This is a genomic window from Flavobacterium sp. A45, from assembly GCF_002001005.1.
GTDB lineage: Bacteria > Bacteroidota > Bacteroidia > Flavobacteriales > Flavobacteriaceae > Flavobacterium.
The window spans coordinates 1-16,108 of sequence record NZ_MUNX01000068.1; the positions used below are offsets into that span (position 1 = coordinate 1).

Here is a 16,108-nt window from a genome sequence, read left to right on the forward strand (position 1 = left end):
ACTATAGAATTATGATTAGCATGAGATAAAATTAATAATTATTTTTTCTCATCGATGTTAAAATTTAATTTATTTTTAAATTTTATCGCATCAATTTGAATTAAATTTTTATTGAAAGAAATGATTTAATAAGATAATTGTCAGTGTGTTGAAAAAACTTATATATTAAAATTGCATGTTGAAATTTAATCCCCAAATTGCTTTATTAGCTCCTTTGTCAAAATCTATAGGAGCCAAACTTAATTGTGTTTTGGTTTTTTCTTTATAGCCAAAACTATCCAATAAGGTATTGAAAGGATCCATTAAAAACAAAGAGGTATAACCTAGAAATTTTGAATTCAATACTTTTCGGTCGTGTCTTAAAATGCTTTTTTTGGCATAGAAAAAACCTTCACCAACCACAGATCCTAATACAGGAGTGATTATTAAATCCTGCTTGGATGGGATTTCGGCAAATGCTTCTATTCCGTATTCCCAAAAAAAAGTAGACATAAGAGTAGAATATAAAAAGGACTCAAAAATATTAAAACCACTACTTCTGGCAGTCATATAATAAACTCCTCCAGAATAAGGATGCGTAATCCAGTTTAGAACCCAATCATCCTCATCCCAAACGGGGCCTGCTTTTACATTTTCCTTCCATTTATAAGCAATTCCATTTTCTTTCATTGCTTCTTTATCCCAATTGGTTACACTTTCTGGCATCGCATACAGTACGCCAAACGCAATTACAGTAGCACCTACATACATGGCAGTATCATAACCCAACCTTGCGTAATCTCTTTTTACAGGAGGATATACAATGCTGTTTTGTAATACTTGGGTACTATCTCCAATGGTGAGTATATTGTAATTGTTTGTATTCTCAATAATTTCTTTTTGAGAATCAGAATAGGAAATTGTATTTTGGGTAAATGACAGAGGTAATTGATTCTGATCGGTTATTGGTTGTTCTGCCTGCTGAGCAAAAACCGTATTTCCAGAAAGTAAAATTATAAAGGCGTATAAAAAGGTTTTAATTAGATTCATTTTGGATTTAAATGCTGTTAAAAAGAAGTCCAAATAAGTATTTGGTTTAAAATTATAAATAGTTTTTGCTCTTAAGACTATTGAATCACGATCCCTTTTTGATTTAAATTCTTCAGTTTTAAGCGCGGCAAATATAATTAATTAATAGGAATTAGGCAGGCATTTTTAAATCTTAATCTTAAATTAATAATGAAAGTATTTTAAGTATTTCGGTTTCAATTCTACATGGTTAAATGGAGAGAATTGTATTTTTTGAACAGATATATATCTTACCAGTTTTGTTACTATATGATTTTCCTTTGTTTATCAGCTAAAACACTATCGGAAAGTAACAACTCAACATTTAAGCGACTTTACAGACTATGGTAGCATAAAATTCATGAAAAATCTGTGATTTGCAAAAGTAGTAATACAATTAGTAAAACAAATATGGTAAATGAAGGATAAACAAAGTTATCTATCAATACATAGAAATCTCTTTGTTTATAACACTTGGAACGTAGTAATATGGTGGTTTGTAATATATAGTTACTTCCCGATGCAGAAATTAGCAAAGATATTACCCAACAACTCGTCGTTCGTGACTTGACCTGTGATCATTCCGAATTGATACAATGCTTCTTTAATATCAAGCGCCATAAGGTCACTGGAAAGATTGGTTTCCAGTCCGAATTTCACTTTCTGAATTTCATCCAGTGCTTTGAGTAGTGAATCGTAATGTCTGGTATTGGTGACGATGGTTTCGTTATTACGCAAAGCGCCTGTGTTTACAAAAGAAAGAAGTTGATTTTTAAGTTCATCAACGCCTAGTTTTTCTTTAGCAGAAATCAGTAAAATTTCAGGAATTTCAGTTTTGATATTTTTAATTTCCGCTTCGGTAAGTTTATCGGCTTTGTTTCCAATAATGACTAACGGTTTCAACGGAAACTGATTTTTTATTTTTTCTAATTCTACTTTTAATTTTAGTCCTGAAACTTTAAATTCCGAGCTGTCAAAAAGAAAAACAACAACCTGAGCCTGCTCGATTTTTTCGAACGTTTTTTTAATTCCAATACTTTCAACCACATCAACAGTTTCGCGTATTCCAGCTGTATCGATGAATCTAAAACCAATACCGCCGATAACTAATTCATCTTCAATTGTATCACGAGTAGTCCCGGCAATTTCCGAAACGATAGCGCGTTCCTCATTCAGTAAAGCATTTAATAGCGTTGATTTCCCAACATTAGGTTCGCCGACAATTGCCACCGGAATTCCGTTTTTAATGACATTCCCAACTGCAAATGAATCGATTAATCGCTTGAGAACAAACTCAATTCGGTTCAATAATTCATGAAATTGGGTTCTGTCTGCAAATTCTACATCTTCTTCTGCAAAGTCCAATTCAAGTTCGATGAGTGAGGCAAAATTCAACAGTTCCTCACGTAGTTTGGCAATTTCGTTCGAGAAACCACCACGCATTTGTTGCATCGCAATTTGGTGCGAGGCTTCATTATCGGAGGAAATCAAATCGGCAACGGCTTCGGCTTGTGATAAATCCAATTTTCCGTTCAGGAAAGCTCTAAGTGTAAATTCCCCAGCATCCGCCATTCTACATCCTTTTCGTAATAATAACTGAATAATTTGCTGCTGAATATAGGTAGAACCGTGACATGAAATCTCAATAGTATTTTCGCCTGTATAAGAATTCGGACCTATAAAAATTGAAACTAAAACTTCATCAAATGTTTTTGAATCATCAACAATATGACCCAAATGTAGTGTATGGGTTTTTTGCTTTGTTAAATCTTTGTTTTTTATGGATCGAAAAACCGAGTGTCCTATAGTAATGGCATCTTCGCCAGAAATTCGAATTACGGCAATGGCTCCTGCTCCAGAAGGAGTGGCTAGAGCAACTATAGAATCGTTTTGGATCATAACAAAAAATTTATGCAAAAGTAAGCAAAACTTACCACCTTACAAGTCTTCAAAATCAATGCATTTTATGTTATTTTTTTATTAATTATAAATCAAAATGACAATTATCATGCTTTATTTTTAGAAGTTTTGTAACTTTATATACATTATTGATATTCAGTAAATTAATTGCCATATGAAAAAAATATTGTTCCCTACAGATTTTTCAGAAGTTTCAAAAAACGCCTTTATATACGCCTTAAAATTAGCCGATGCCATTGATGCCGAAATTATTACATTGCATGTTTATGAATTGGATTCGCCTGCTTATTTAGATGTTTCCATATACCTGCAGGATATTTATGAATATGAAGAGTTAAGTGATTTCGAAAATTATAAAGACGAAGTTCCCGTTTTAAGAAACATAGCCGAAGAGAATGATTTAGGACATATAAAAATGAGTAACGTTCTCATACAAGGTTTTTTGGTAAAAGAAGTTGTTAAGCTTTCCAAAGAGGAAAACATAGACTTTATCGTTATGGGAACCAAAGGAGTTACCCATTTGCGGGAAGTGTTTTTGGGAACCGTGGCTACAAAAATAATGAATGAAAGCAATACCACAGTTTTGGCCATTCCAGAAAAATGTAATTATGTACCTATTAGTAAAATATTGTTTAATACAAGATTTCATATGGACGACATCGAGCCATTAAAAAAAGTGGTGGCTTTGGCAAATGTGTTTCATTCACACGTAGATTGTCTGAACGTAAAACCACCGCACACAGTCTACACAGACGATTTTGTGGTCGATTTTAAAAACGTTTTCAAAGAGCAGAATATTTCTTTTCATTCCGTTTTGGGTGATGATATTGAAGGTGAAATTTTAAATTTCATAAATCAAAATAAAATAGACATGATTGCCATTCATGAAAGACACAGAGGTTTTTTTGATAAACTTTTTCAGATAAGTCTTTCAAAAAAACTAACATTTACGATCCCTATTCCAATTTTGTCAGTTCATTAAACTTTCCAGAGAGAATCTCTTATCTTAAATTAAACGTAAAATTTCATAGTAATGAAAAAGATTTTATTTCCCACCGATTTTTCCGAAGTCGCCAATAATGCTTTTATCCATGCATTAGAATTTGCAAAAATTGTAAATGGAGAGCTGTTGTTATTGCATACTTTCGAATTGCCTATTGTTGATAATCAATTTATTCCTGATAACTATTATAATATTTTTGATTCATTGCAATTGGCACAATTTGACATGTTCAAAGAAGAAATTCCTAAACTGAGAGAACTGGCCAAGAAAAAACACTTGGATCATATTAAATTAAGCCACAGACTTATGGATGGCGATCTGATTTATGCCATTAAAAAAGTTGTTAAAGAAGAAAATATAAATTTCATCGTGATGGGTACATCTGGCTCGACAGGATGGGAGTCCTTTTTTGTTGGATCCAATACGGGATCAGTGGTTACAGCTGTTGATGTTCCTGTTCTTAGTGTACCAGTGGAATCCCAATTTGATAAGATTAAAACCATTGGTTTTACGACCCGATTTAGGGATAAAGACAAAGCGCCATTAAGAGAAGTTATCAAAATTGCCAAAAAGACATTTGCTGTCGTGAAATGTTTGTATGTCAAAACCAGCAAGTCCGATGTTTCGGAGGCAACAATAAATGAATGGAAGACAGAATTCGAAAACGAACCTGTTAAATTTTCAATTGTAAACAGTGATCTCGTTAAAGAAACCATATTGGATTTCGTATCCCATAAAAATATTGATATTTTGGCTATGATTACCCATAAACGAAATTTCTTCTCTGAGTTGTTCAGTCCAAGTCTTACCCAAAAATTGTCTAATATTTCAATTGTGCCAATATTGGCGATGCACGAGGAATAGATTTAAGATTACATATTTTTTAGTTTTACCATTGATATTGTCATTGATATTGCGATTTCCATTCCCTACATTTGTATATCATTAAATCAAAAGATGGAAATATATAAAAGCAATAGTAAAAACTATTCACAGGAATTAAAAGCAATCAATACTAAATACAATAAAATTAGTTTTTTTAGATTCATTAGTATTTTATTTTTTTTAGCAAGCTTATTTTATTACATAAAAACCAGCGAATCAGTATTTGTTATAATGGCAATTGTACTGTTTACTGGTTTTATTATTTTGATGCGAATTCATTCTAAATTATCATTTCAAAAAAAGATAAAAAGCGCGTTGGTTGATATCAATGAAAATGAAATTACTTATTTAGAAAGAAAAGCAATGCCTTTTGAAAATGGTGCCGAATTCAATGATTTTCATCACCCGTATGCTTATGATTTGGATATCTTTGGAGCGCATTCGTTGTTTCAAAATCTAAACAGAACCGCCACTTTTATTGGTAAAAAAACTTTAGCGAAACAGCTATTGACACTTTTGCCAAATGTTGAAATTCTAATGAATCACAAAGCGGTTAATGAATTAAAAGATAAATTAAATTGGCGTCAGGAGTTTTTGGCTATCGCTAAAGTTGGACAGGACAGTGAAACATTTTATAAAACCTTGTTACAATGGAGAGTATATAATAGTAAACCATTGTCTAAAGCAGCTGTGATAATTTCGTATTTATTTCCAGCACTTTTTGTGAGTTGCCTTATGGGGTATTTGTTGACTTCAAACATGGTTTTTCTGAAATATTCCTCTTTTTTGTTTGTAATTAATTTAGGTGTTTTGGGTAATTTTACAAAACGGATTCAAATGGAAATTGCTCATTCCGAAAACATCAATACAATAATTAGTCAATACAGTTTATTGGTTCAAAAAATTGAAAACGAAAATTTTAAGTCAGATAAACTGAAAGAGTTACAGCAAAAATTAAACTTTCAAAACCAAAAGGCGAGTGAACATCTTCAAAAACTAGCGGAGTTGTTTTCTAATATGGAAACTATTGGGAATTTTGTTACTGCTTTATTATTTAACGGAACATTTCTTTTTAATCTCCACGTTTTAAAAGCGATGATTGCTTGGAAAAAAGAACATGCAGAGGTTTTGGAAGAATGGTTAGAAGTTATTGGAGAGTTTGAAATGCTCAATAGTTTGGCAAATTTTGCGTATAATAATCCAGATTTTGTGTATCCAACATTGAATACCAATTATGAGATTGATTTTTCCAATTTAAGCCATCCTTTATTAAATCCAGCGACTAGAGTAGGGAATGAGGTGCAATTTCAGCCACAATCGTTTATGATATTAACCGGCTCGAACATGTCGGGAAAAAGTACTTTCTTGCGTAGTTTAGGAGTAAATATGGTACTTACGGGAATGGGTTCACCAGTATGTGCGAGTCAGGCCAATGTTCATCCGTTGCCGGTTTTAGTCTCCATGCGACTCTCGGATTCATTATCTGACAGTGAGTCTTATTTCTTTGCCGAAATCAAGCGTTTAAAACAAATTATGGACGAATTGGAAGAGAATCCTGCATTTGTTCTTTTGGACGAAATCCTGCGAGGTACCAACTCGGATGACAAACGTAACGGAACAATCGAAGTAGTCAAAAAAGTAATTGCCAAAAAAGCAATCGGAGCCATCGCCACACACGATATAGAGGTTTGTCTGACCACAAATGAATTTCCTGATATTCTTACCAACAAATGCTTTGAAGTTGAAATCAGCAACAACGAATTGCATTTTGACTACACTCTTCGTGACGGCATTTGCAAAAATAAAAGTGCCACTTTCTTGATGAAGAAAATGGGGGTTATTTAGAGTGGTCAGTTGCTATTATCTTTGTTAAAGTTTGAAACTTTGACAAAGATTTTCGCTTGAGGCTACCCAAAAAAAAACCAAAACTCTGGTTAGGAATTTTGGTCTTTTCAAATATAAAAATGGTTTTGGTTAGTTTAGTATTTTGAAGTAACTAGCTGTTTAGCATAACTGGCATCACAAGCATTGTTACGGTTTCGCCTTCTTCTAGTCCATCTATTGGAGTTAGGATTCCGGCTCTGTTTGGTAATGACATTTCGAGCATAATCATGTCTGATTGTAGGTTGTTCAACATTTCGGTTAAGAAACGAGAGTTGAAACCTATTTGCATATCGTCTCCTTGGTAATCACAAGTCAATCTTTCTTCGGCTTTGTTGGAGTAGTCGATATCTTCGGCAGAAATGTTTAATTCGGCTCCTGCAACTTTCAAACGAATTTGGTGTGTTGTTTTGTTAGAGAAAATTGCAACACGACGTACTGAACTCAAGAATTGAGAACGATCCATTATCAATTTGTTTGGATTTTCTTTTGGGATAACCGCTTCGTAGTTAGGGTATTTTCCATCGATTAAACGACATAATAAAATGTAGTTGTCGAAAGAGAAAGTAGCATTAGAATCGTTGTATTCTATTTTTACTTCAGCATCTGAGCTGCTTAGGATACTTTTTAAAATAGTCAAAGGTTTCTTTGGCATAATAAATTCAGCCACTTGAGATGCTTTTACATCAGAGCGAGCGTATTTTACTAATTTGTGAGCATCTGTTGCTACAAAAATCAAGCCTTCTGGAGAAAATTGGAAGAAAACCCCAGACATTACTGGACGCAAATCGTCGTTTCCTGCTGCGAAGATAGTTTTGCTGACAGCAGTCGCCAAAACATCTGCAGGTACTAGAGTTACCGATGGGTTGTCTAAGTTTACTGATTTTGGGAATTCTTCTCCTGGAGCATATGCCAAAGCATATTTTCCTGAGTTTGAACTAATTTCTATAGTGCTGTTTTCTTCAACTGTGAAAGTTAAAGGTTGCTCTGGAAAGGTTTTAAGGATTTCCAATAATAATTTTGCAGGTACTGCAACACTTCCTTTACTTTTGGAGTCGATGGCCAATGTAGCAGACATAGTAGTCTCCAAATCGGATGCCGAAACAGTTAATTCGTTATTATTTAATTCAAATAAGAAGTTATCCAAAATTGGCAAAGTGTTGTTACTGTTGATAACGCTACCTAAAACTTGTAATTGTTTTAATAAGTACGAACTCGATACTATAAATTTCATCTGTATTGTTTTGTTTTTAATGGTGTGCTTTTTCTGAACTAAAATTTAGAATACACTTTACAAATATATTGTAAACTATTCTAGTATTGCAAATTTTTTATTAACATCTATTTACTGTATTTTCTTTTTCTAAGGAACGTAAATCCAAGGCCAAATCCGAGCAAAATTAAGATTGGAAGCCCGATAGTTATGAATTGAGTAAAGGTATAGTTTTCATACACTTTTTCTTTATCCAATAGAGGTAAATCAAGATCTTTGCTGCGAATGTTAATAAGTCCAGTATCATCCAATAGATAATTGACACAATTCATCATAAAATCTTTGTTGTCATATAAATTCCCAGATCGTTGGTCGTAGCCCAATTCTACGGGTTGTCCTGTCTTATCTAATTGATTTTTTATAATGTCACCATCCGAAATTACAATCATTTTGTTTTCTTTTCCAATGGCTTGAAATGATTTTTCTTCAAATGGTAAAATACGATTCTCAAACATCGAGTGAAAAGAACCTTCTAATAAAACGGCCATCGGAATATTTCCTTTATTGAGATAATCAGCTGGGGAAGTTTGTTCAGCAACCATGTTCAGACTGATTTGAACTGGAGTTCCTATTTTTTTGGAATAAGTAGAAGACTGTAATAAAACTGTTTTCTTAATTCCGTTTTTCAAAGTGTCCATTGCATTGGCAAAATCAAATTTGATTCCTCCCAGATTTTTTACAATCGGATGTTTGCTGATAGGATATACCTGAGGCGCAAATTTCCAGTTGAAATCCTGATATTGCGTTCCACTTCCTTGTTCTCCACTGGCAAGTTTTATAGGACTTCCTTGTTCGTCTTTAACCAAGTCAGGATTGATACGAACTCCATATTTGAAGAACATATCATTTAGATTCAAGTCTTTTGGAAAAGCCAAAGTTGATCCCGAAGGATTGTAAAGGCTGTCCATTTCGGCATTGACTTGATCTATCAACCAAAGGGTTTTCCCTCCATGCATGATGAATTGATCTAAAACCAGTTTTTCTTCATCAGTAAAAGCTTCGGTTGGCTTGGCAATGACAGCCAAATCATAATTTTGTAACGATTTTAATGTTCCTTCTGGATTTTTGGCAACCGAATCCAAGGTGAATGGGCCAATGAAGTAACTTTCGCGAACTTGCATCAGAAATTTAGCAATGTGACGTTCCTGAAGTTCGCCATTTCCTTTTATGATGGCAACTTTCTTTTGTTTGTCTTTGGAAATTTTATTGATTCCATCCGAAATAGAATATTCAAGATGCTGAACAGAGCCAATCACTTTTTGAGTTGTTGAAGCTCCCATGATGTTTTTCATCAGCGGAATATTGACTTCTTTATTATTGTAAACAGCAATTGCCCAAGGAAAAACCATTGATTGGGATTGTTTTCCTTTGTCGTCTACAGTAATATTTATTGGTGTTAAGCCTTTTCGATACAATTCTTTTATATTGTCCATGCTTTCGTCTTTGTTCTCCAAAGGATCTACAAATTCGATGATAATATTAGAATTATACGCTTGAAATTCTTCCAATAATTGTTTGGATTCCAATTGCAGTCGCTTGAATTCAGCAGGCAATTCTCCTTGCAAATACACTTTGATAGACAATGGATTCTTTACATCTTTAAGAATCTTTAAGGTAGTAGGAGATAGGGTATAGCGATGGTCTTGGGTTAAATCAAAACGGTGGAAAAAGAAATTGCTAATGATGTTCAAAAGCAAAACTGTCGCAACAGTAATCAATAATGATTTGGCGTTTTTTATGTTAAATGCTCTCATTACGATTTAATAGATTTTAAATTAAAAACTGTGAAAGAAAGGAACAGCACGGCAACACTCACAAAATAGATTACATCACGAGTGTCAATAACGCCTCGACTCATACTTTTGTAATGATCTTGCATTCCGAAATATGAAATAAAAGAAGAAAAACTTGGTAAAATTGAAGCCAATCCCTCAAAACCAAAATAGAAAAAGAAGCATAGAAAAACAGCAATGATAAACGATACAATCTGATTCTCGGAAACAGATGAAGTAAAGATCCCTATTGCCGAATAAGCCCCGATTAAAAACAACAATCCGAAATAAGAACCTAAAGTGCTTCCTAAATCGAGGTTTCCTTCTGGAGAACCTAAATTCCAAACCACTTCGACATAAATAAAAGTCGGGATGATAGCCATTATGATTAATAGAAAAGCCCCGAGGAATTTCCCGTTTACAATTTCCCAAAGACTGATTGGTTTGGTAAGTAATAATTCAAGTGTACCTTGTTTTTTTTCATCCGAAAAACTGCGCATGGTTACCGCAGGAATCAAGAAGATTAGAATCCACGGAGCCAAAGTGAAAAATGGTGTTAAATCGGCAAAACCAGTGTTTAGAATATTATAATCACCTTCGAAAACCCAAAGGAATAATCCATTTCCAATTAGGAAAAGGGCAATTACCAAATACCCGATTGGTGAACCAAAAAAGGATTTTATTTCGCGAAATACAATTGACTTCATTTATTTTTTTGTTTAATCATTTATTTGCCACAAAGGCGCAAATATACTAAGTTTTTTAATCTGAAATTTGCGGTCTGAAAACTGCAATCTAAAATCTACTTACTGTAAACTTACTAATTTATCAACGCTCCAAGCTTCCGGTTTTGCATTGAATAATTGTTTGGTAAATGTCCAAACAGTATCGAAAAGCCCAGAATTTCGATAGTTTTCCAAATCAGTTTCGGTTTCCCAATAACTATAGGTAAAGAAAATACTTTTGTTGTTTTTATCCTGATATAGTTCCAGGAAACGATTTCCAGGGGCATTTCGTATTTGGTCTTTCATTAATTCAAAGTTTTCAAGAAAAGCAGGAATATTTTCCTCATGAAAACTCAGTTTTACAATTCGTACAAACATGTTTATAATTTATTTAATGCAAAGTAATTTCAATGACAATAACAATTTTAAATATCAAAAAAAAACTTATTGATTCTTTTCGCTCTATTCTTTTCCTAAATCTGAAATCAAAAAACGTTACTCGAGCCTGGAAGGTGAACAGGCGAAGCAATCTAAAATCTCAATTCTTAAATCTTAAATCTAATAGAAACCACATCCCTATAATTAAGTCCGAGCAATGTACTCGCAGAACCTACGGTTAAAGGATTGCTTCTAAAAATGGCAATTTCAAGAAACCCAGCCTCGTTGAAAATAGCTAATTTCTGGCCTTCATAATATTTTACCGGATATTTATCGGAACTGGCAATCGCTGAATAATTTGGTAAAATGGTTTTGATGGTTTGATTACGGTATACAATTTCATAATCTCTTCCTTTGGTAGATTCTAAGAACTGTTTTTTCGAAATATTAGTCACCACATTCCCAAAATGATCAATATAGATTACGTTTCCTTTTAGAAGGCTTCCATCTTCAGATAAAATAACCTGCAAATCGGTAACTTGTTTTAGGCTAGTGATTTCTTTACCAATAACATTAAGAATACCGCCTTTTGCAATATGACAGGCGACTGTAACAAAAACATCCAAATCGGTAGCCTCGCTGTGGAGTCTGTCGTGAATGGTTATTTCAACTATTTTTTGAGGAATTATCTTTTGCGAAAGCATACTCAAAATGCCATTGTCCGATGCAATAAAGAAATGGTCATTCCATTCCATGGCAATATGTTTATTTTCTTTATTGGCTTCCAAATCGACTCCGATAATATGAACAGTCCCTTTTGGAAAGCTGTCATAGGAGGCCGAAATAATGTAACTGGCTTCAGCTGTGTTGAAAGGATCGATGTAATGTGAAATGTCAATAATTGTTACGTCAGAATACTCAGATAATATTTTCCCTTTCAAAGCACCAACAAAGTGGTCTTTCAAGCCGTAATCGGTAGTAAGGGTAATTATTGACATAAAATTGTTTATAACTATTGGGTTTTGCAGCGACTGAAACCTATTTTTTCTTAAATTTGAGAAATGCAAAGCTAAAGTATTTTATACTTTATTTGAACAGAATTTAATTAGAATTAAAAACAAAAATTTATGCCTAAGTTTATTGTTGTTTTTTTTCTTTTCTTTTGTAGCTTGGATTGTTTTAGCCAGAACGGTTTGTCAAATACCACATCAGATAAATCGAATTTTTCAGGTAAATCAGGCGAAATCGAAAAAGAAAAAATTGAAGCTGTTACAGCTATGGATATTAACGGAACCGAGATTGAATTACTTTTTAAGGATAATCTTTGTGAAATTTTATGCATTAAAGCATCCGATTTTTTGAATGAATCTATGTTGAAAAAATTAAAAGCTAACGTATAATTAAAACTAGAACGACCCAGATTCTAGAAAGATGTTTTTTAGTATTATTTACTGATTTAGAAATTAAAAACTGTGACAAAAGGGGTTGCAGCGTAAATATTAAAATTGATTGAAACTCAATTATTAACTTAAAAACTTCTTATTTTGAACGAAAGAATCATCGAGCTCATCGACATTGCTCCAAAAGATTTTTGGGGAACTCAAGACTCACACCTAGAGTCAATTAAGAAATATTATCCAAAACTAAAAATTGTCGCAAGAGGCACTACTCTTAAAGCTTTTGGAGATAAAGATGTTTTGGATGAATTTGAAAAGCGGTTTCAGCGCCTGATGTTGCATTTCACTAGATACAATACCATTGATGATAATGTAATCGAAAGAGTGATTCAAAGTGATGATCAGGAGGATAGAAAAACTTTTGGACATGACAAAATTTTGGTTCATGGCGTAGGTGGAAAAATCATTAAACCTATGACTCCCAATCAGCAATTGCTGGTGGATACAATGGAGAAAAATGATATGGTTTTTGCCGTTGGGCCAGCCGGTACTGGAAAGACCTACACTGGTGTTGCCATGGCCGTAAAAGCGTTGAAAGAAAAGCAAGTCAAGCGTATTATTCTGACCCGACCTGCAGTAGAAGCTGGTGAAAATCTGGGTTTTCTTCCTGGAGATATGAAAGAAAAACTGGATCCATATATGCAACCTTTATACGATGCGTTGCGAGATATGTTACCCAATGAAAAACTGGAAGATTATATTTTAAAAGGTATTATTCAAATCGCACCTTTGGCTTTCATGCGTGGACGAACTTTAGATCATGCTTTTGTGATTTTGGATGAAGCTCAAAATACTACACATTCGCAAATGAAAATGTTTTTGACTCGTATGGGAAAAAGCGCCAAGTTTATGATTACTGGTGATCCTGGTCAAGTCGATTTGCCTCGAAGAACAATTTCCGGACTCAAGGAAGCAATACTAGTTTTAAAAGATGTTGACGGAATTGGGATTATTTATCTTGACGATAAAGATATTGTACGTCATCGATTAGTAAAAAAAGTTATTGATGCTTACAAACAAATTGAAAACAATGATTATTAAGTTAGACTGCTTTTTTAGTTTAAGTTTTAATGATGAAAAGTAATAATCAAATTAAAAAGGAGAAACTCAATTACAGAGTTTCTCCTTTTTCTTTGTAAAATAAAGAAGATTCTTAGTTCTGTATTTGATTTCCCAATCAAAGTTAACATATCGATATAATTAAGTTAAAAGCGGTTTATATGTGAGTAACTTTTTGGGTATCTTCTTGAAATGCAATAAATTTGAAAAGATTAAAAATGAAACTGAAATATAAAATGTCGAAGAAAAAAATTAAAGTAGTAATAAGCGATTTAGACGGAACATTACTCAATTCGGATCATACAATATCAGCCTATACCAAATCTGTTTTTCAAGAATTACACAAACAAAATTTTTTAATTATTGTAGCTACTGGTCGACACCATTTGGATGCCATGGCAATTGTTAACAATTTAGGTTTTCCTGTGTATTTGGTAACATCAAATGGAGCTCGCATTCATTCCCCTCAAAAAGAATTACTATACTCTTTTGATATGAATGGAGAATCGGTGAAATCCGTTTTAGCTTTGGAAATTGATCCAGAGATTACAACTGTCTTGTTTAGAGAAACGGTTTGGCAGACTTCCAAAACAAATAATAAACTCAATGCTTTTCAAAAAGATTTAGTCTATCCGCCTCAAGTTGTGAATTTTGCTGATCTGGACGATTTTAATGCCATAAAAATATTTTTTACTCATGAGGACCATCAAAAATTGGTTGATTTAAAAGACAGAATTCTAGCAACTCATTCCGATGATTTTCATCATGCTTTTAGTTTACCTATTTGCTTGGAGTTTATGGACAAATCTGTAGATAAAAGTGCTGCTATTGCTAAGATTTTAGAAAAAGAAGGGTATTCTTTTAAGGAAGCAATCTCTTTTGGAGATGGTTTTAACGATGAAAAAATGCTGAATGCCGCAGGAATAGGATTGATTATGAGTAATGCTCCAGAAAATTTAAAAAGTAAATTGCCTCATCTTGAAGTGATTTCAAGTAATAATGAAGATGGTGTGGCTAAGTATTTAACCGAAATTTTAGAAGATTATAGGGTTTCATCTTAAATAGATATCGTTATGAACAGTTATTTTGAAAGAGTTAAGCAAAATTGTATCTCAGGAATTTTATTTTTATTGCCTGTTTTAATTCTATTGATCTTGATTAAAAAAGTTTTTGGTTACTTCGCTAAGTTTGGAGGAGTGATTGCTAAAATGATTGGGTTTGATAAAATAATGGGACCACATGCAGCCAATTTTCTTGGGGCATTAATTTTGTTGGCATTTGTATATGTATGTGGTTATTTGGTTCGATTGGCTTTTTTTCAAAGGGTAAGCGATGCAATTGATGTCAAACTAAAAGAGGTAATTCCTGGTTATGAGAAGCATAAAGAATTAGCCAAAAAGCAGTTGGTGGATGAGCCAAAAATTGAAACAGACCTTCCTGTCTTAATACAATTTGGAGATTATTGGCAGCCTGGATTTTTGATAGAACAGAACGATGAAGGAAATGCGGTAGTGAACATACCTAATTCTGATGGGAGCGAAATATATATTGTCCCTATTCAAAAAGTAAAAATCTTAAAAGAAACTACACTAAGCACTTTAAAATCATCTATTAAAGCATCAGGAAAAGGACTTTTGGCATGTAAATAGAACTTTTGGTTTTCCTTGCGTTCTCTATTAATTAGTTTTAAATTTGCATTCATAAAAATAACAACAACACACTACTAATGAGCAATACAATTACCACTACCAATTTTAATTTTCCGAATCAAAAATCAGTGTATCGCGGAAAAGTAAGGGAAGTTTACAATATAAATGACGATTTACTTGTGATGATAGCTACTGATAGACTATCTGCATTTGATGTAGTTTTACCAAAAGGAATTCCATACAAAGGTCAGATTCTAAATCAGATTGCTACAAAATTCATGGAATTGACTCAAGATATTGTGCCAAACTGGTTGATTGCCACACCAGATCCTAGTGTTGCTGTTGGTCATTTGTGTGAGCCTTTTAAAGTTGAAATGGTGATTCGTGGATATCTTTCGGGACACGCTGCACGTGAATATGCTCTTGGGAAAAGACAAATTTGCAGGGTGACAATGGCTGAAGGTTTGAAAGAAAATGACAAATTTCCAGAGCCGATTATCACACCAACTACAAAAGCTGATAACGGAGAACACGATGCTGATATTTCTCGCGAAGATATTTTGGCTAAAGGAATTGTTACTGAAGAAGATTATTTGGTTTTAGAAAAATATACTCGTGCTTTATTTCAAAGAGGAACTGAAATCGCTGCAAGCCGTGGTTTGATTTTGGTGGATACAAAATACGAATTTGGAAAAACCAAAGACGGTGTTATTGTATTGATTGATGAAATTCACACTCCAGATTCTTCTCGTTATTTCTATTCAGAAGGATATCAAGAAAGACAAGATAAAGGGGAAGAACAAAAACAATTGTCAAAAGAATTCGTAAGACGTTGGTTGATCCAAAATGGTTTTCAAGGTTTGGAAGGACAACAAATTCCAAATATGACTGATGAATATATTGAAACTGTTTCTGATAGATATATTGAGTTGTATGAAAATATTCTTGGCGAGAAGTTTGTAAAAGCTGATATCTCGAATATCAATGAAAGAATTGAGAAAAACGTTTTGGCTTATTTAGCACAACGTTAATTATATTCAAATCGCTAAATAGCGATAA

General features: G+C 33.3%; 15 protein-coding genes. 8 read left to right on the forward strand and 7 right to left on the reverse strand.

What is annotated here, in order from left to right; translation table 11 throughout:
• Nucleotides 1–165 precede the first annotated feature (165 nt).
• Complete coding sequence (locus B0E44_RS07035) at nt 166–1,029, reverse strand: DUF3943 domain-containing protein (RefSeq protein ID WP_077372141.1); 864 nt, start codon at nt 1,027–1,029, stop codon at nt 166–168.
• A 528-nt stretch (nt 1,030–1,557) separates the two neighbouring features.
• Nucleotides 1,558–2,946, reverse strand: coding sequence for a tRNA uridine-5-carboxymethylaminomethyl(34) synthesis GTPase MnmE (mnmE, locus tag B0E44_RS07040; RefSeq protein ID WP_077372144.1), 1,389 nt, complete (start codon nt 2,944–2,946; stop codon nt 1,558–1,560).
• 175 nt (nt 2,947–3,121) lie between these two features.
• Here mnmE and B0E44_RS07045 point away from each other — a divergent pair, with 175 nt between their 5' ends.
• The 3 genes from B0E44_RS07045 to B0E44_RS07055 all read left to right on the forward strand — a co-directional run bounded on the left by B0E44_RS07045 (nt 3,122) and on the right by B0E44_RS07055 (nt 6,700).
• Nucleotides 3,122–3,949 carry a universal stress protein gene (locus tag B0E44_RS07045; protein WP_077372147.1) on the forward strand — a complete coding sequence of 276 codons (828 nt, stop codon included), beginning with the start codon at nt 3,122–3,124 and terminating at the stop codon, nt 3,947–3,949.
• A 51-nt stretch (nt 3,950–4,000) separates the two neighbouring features.
• Nucleotides 4,001–4,834: a universal stress protein gene (locus tag B0E44_RS07050; RefSeq protein WP_077372150.1), complete on the forward strand. Its 834-nt coding sequence runs from the start codon at nt 4,001–4,003 to the stop codon at nt 4,832–4,834.
• Between the two features lie 93 nt (nt 4,835–4,927).
• Entirely contained in the window at nt 4,928–6,700 is a 1,773-nt protein-coding gene (locus B0E44_RS07055; RefSeq protein ID WP_077372153.1) for a DNA mismatch repair protein, read from the forward strand.
• 151 nt (nt 6,701–6,851) lie between these two features.
• On the opposite strand, the gene dnaN is transcribed toward B0E44_RS07055, so the two are convergent.
• The 5 genes from dnaN to B0E44_RS07080 all read right to left on the reverse strand — a co-directional run bounded on the left by dnaN (nt 6,852) and on the right by B0E44_RS07080 (nt 11,882).
• Nucleotides 6,852–7,970 carry a DNA polymerase III subunit beta gene (gene dnaN / locus B0E44_RS07060; RefSeq protein WP_077372157.1) on the reverse strand — a complete coding sequence of 373 codons (1,119 nt, stop codon included), beginning with the start codon at nt 7,968–7,970 and terminating at the stop codon, nt 6,852–6,854.
• A 107-nt stretch (nt 7,971–8,077) separates the two neighbouring features.
• Nucleotides 8,078–9,763 (reverse strand): gliding motility-associated ABC transporter substrate-binding protein GldG, encoded by a 1,686-nt coding sequence (gene gldG, locus B0E44_RS07065; RefSeq protein ID WP_077372160.1) that lies wholly within the window; start codon nt 9,761–9,763, stop codon nt 8,078–8,080.
• Nucleotides 9,763–10,488 (reverse strand): gliding motility-associated ABC transporter permease subunit GldF, encoded by a 726-nt coding sequence (gene gldF, locus B0E44_RS07070; protein WP_077372163.1) that lies wholly within the window; start codon nt 10,486–10,488, stop codon nt 9,763–9,765. Before gldF ends, gldG begins: the two co-directional genes overlap by 1 nt.
• A gap of 99 nt (nt 10,489–10,587) precedes the next feature.
• Entirely contained in the window at nt 10,588–10,884 is a 297-nt protein-coding gene (locus tag B0E44_RS07075) for a putative quinol monooxygenase (RefSeq protein WP_077372166.1), read from the reverse strand.
• 167 nt (nt 10,885–11,051) lie between these two features.
• Nucleotides 11,052–11,882 carry an S-adenosyl-l-methionine hydroxide adenosyltransferase family protein gene (locus B0E44_RS07080; protein WP_077372169.1) on the reverse strand — a complete coding sequence of 277 codons (831 nt, stop codon included), beginning with the start codon at nt 11,880–11,882 and terminating at the stop codon, nt 11,052–11,054.
• Between the two features lie 129 nt (nt 11,883–12,011).
• On the opposite strand from B0E44_RS07080, the gene B0E44_RS07085 reads away from it, so the two are divergent.
• The 5 genes from B0E44_RS07085 to B0E44_RS07105 all read left to right on the forward strand — a co-directional run bounded on the left by B0E44_RS07085 (nt 12,012) and on the right by B0E44_RS07105 (nt 16,080).
• Nucleotides 12,012–12,284, forward strand: coding sequence for a hypothetical protein (locus B0E44_RS07085; RefSeq protein ID WP_077372172.1), 273 nt, complete (start codon nt 12,012–12,014; stop codon nt 12,282–12,284).
• 144 nt (nt 12,285–12,428) lie between these two features.
• Nucleotides 12,429–13,382, forward strand: a complete 954-nt coding sequence (locus tag B0E44_RS07090) for a PhoH family protein (RefSeq protein WP_077372175.1) — start codon at nt 12,429–12,431, stop codon at nt 13,380–13,382.
• Between the two features lie 236 nt (nt 13,383–13,618).
• Nucleotides 13,619–14,461, forward strand: a complete 843-nt coding sequence (locus B0E44_RS07095; RefSeq protein WP_254423262.1) for a Cof-type HAD-IIB family hydrolase — start codon at nt 13,619–13,621, stop codon at nt 14,459–14,461.
• 12 nt (nt 14,462–14,473) lie between these two features.
• Nucleotides 14,474–15,049 (forward strand): hypothetical protein, encoded by a 576-nt coding sequence (locus B0E44_RS07100; protein ID WP_077372178.1) that lies wholly within the window; start codon nt 14,474–14,476, stop codon nt 15,047–15,049.
• 77 nt (nt 15,050–15,126) lie between these two features.
• Entirely contained in the window at nt 15,127–16,080 is a 954-nt protein-coding gene (locus B0E44_RS07105) for a phosphoribosylaminoimidazolesuccinocarboxamide synthase (protein WP_077372181.1), read from the forward strand.
• Nucleotides 16,081–16,108: the final 28 nt, after the last annotated feature.

Excerpts from the sequence above, each read along its gene's own strand:
- B0E44_RS07045 (WP_077372147.1), top strand. The coding sequence starts at position 3,122 with ATGAAAAAAATATTGTTCCCTACAGATTTTTCAGAAGTTTCAAAAAAC.
- B0E44_RS07050 (WP_077372150.1), top strand. The coding sequence starts at position 4,001 with ATGAAAAAGATTTTATTTCCCACCGATTTTTCCGAAGTCGCCAATAAT.
- B0E44_RS07075 (WP_077372166.1), bottom strand. The coding sequence starts at position 10,884 with ATGTTTGTACGAATTGTAAAACTGAGTTTTCATGAGGAAAATATTCCT.
- B0E44_RS07095 (WP_254423262.1), top strand. The coding sequence starts at position 13,619 with ATGAAACTGAAATATAAAATGTCGAAGAAAAAAATTAAAGTAGTAATA.
- B0E44_RS07100 (WP_077372178.1), top strand. The coding sequence starts at position 14,474 with ATGAACAGTTATTTTGAAAGAGTTAAGCAAAATTGTATCTCAGGAATT.
- gldG (WP_077372160.1), bottom strand. The coding sequence starts at position 9,763 with ATGAGAGCATTTAACATAAAAAACGCCAAATCATTATTGATTACTGTT.
- B0E44_RS07105 (WP_077372181.1), top strand. The coding sequence starts at position 15,127 with ATGAGCAATACAATTACCACTACCAATTTTAATTTTCCGAATCAAAAA.
- mnmE (WP_077372144.1), bottom strand. The coding sequence starts at position 2,946 with ATGATCCAAAACGATTCTATAGTTGCTCTAGCCACTCCTTCTGGAGCA.
- B0E44_RS07080 (WP_077372169.1), bottom strand. The coding sequence starts at position 11,882 with ATGTCAATAATTACCCTTACTACCGATTACGGCTTGAAAGACCACTTT.
- gldF (WP_077372163.1), bottom strand. The coding sequence starts at position 10,488 with ATGAAGTCAATTGTATTTCGCGAAATAAAATCCTTTTTTGGTTCACCA.
- B0E44_RS07085 (WP_077372172.1), top strand. The coding sequence starts at position 12,012 with ATGCCTAAGTTTATTGTTGTTTTTTTTCTTTTCTTTTGTAGCTTGGAT.
- B0E44_RS07055 (WP_077372153.1), top strand. The coding sequence starts at position 4,928 with ATGGAAATATATAAAAGCAATAGTAAAAACTATTCACAGGAATTAAAA.
- B0E44_RS07035 (WP_077372141.1), bottom strand. The coding sequence starts at position 1,029 with ATGAATCTAATTAAAACCTTTTTATACGCCTTTATAATTTTACTTTCT.
- dnaN (WP_077372157.1), bottom strand. The coding sequence starts at position 7,970 with ATGAAATTTATAGTATCGAGTTCGTACTTATTAAAACAATTACAAGTT.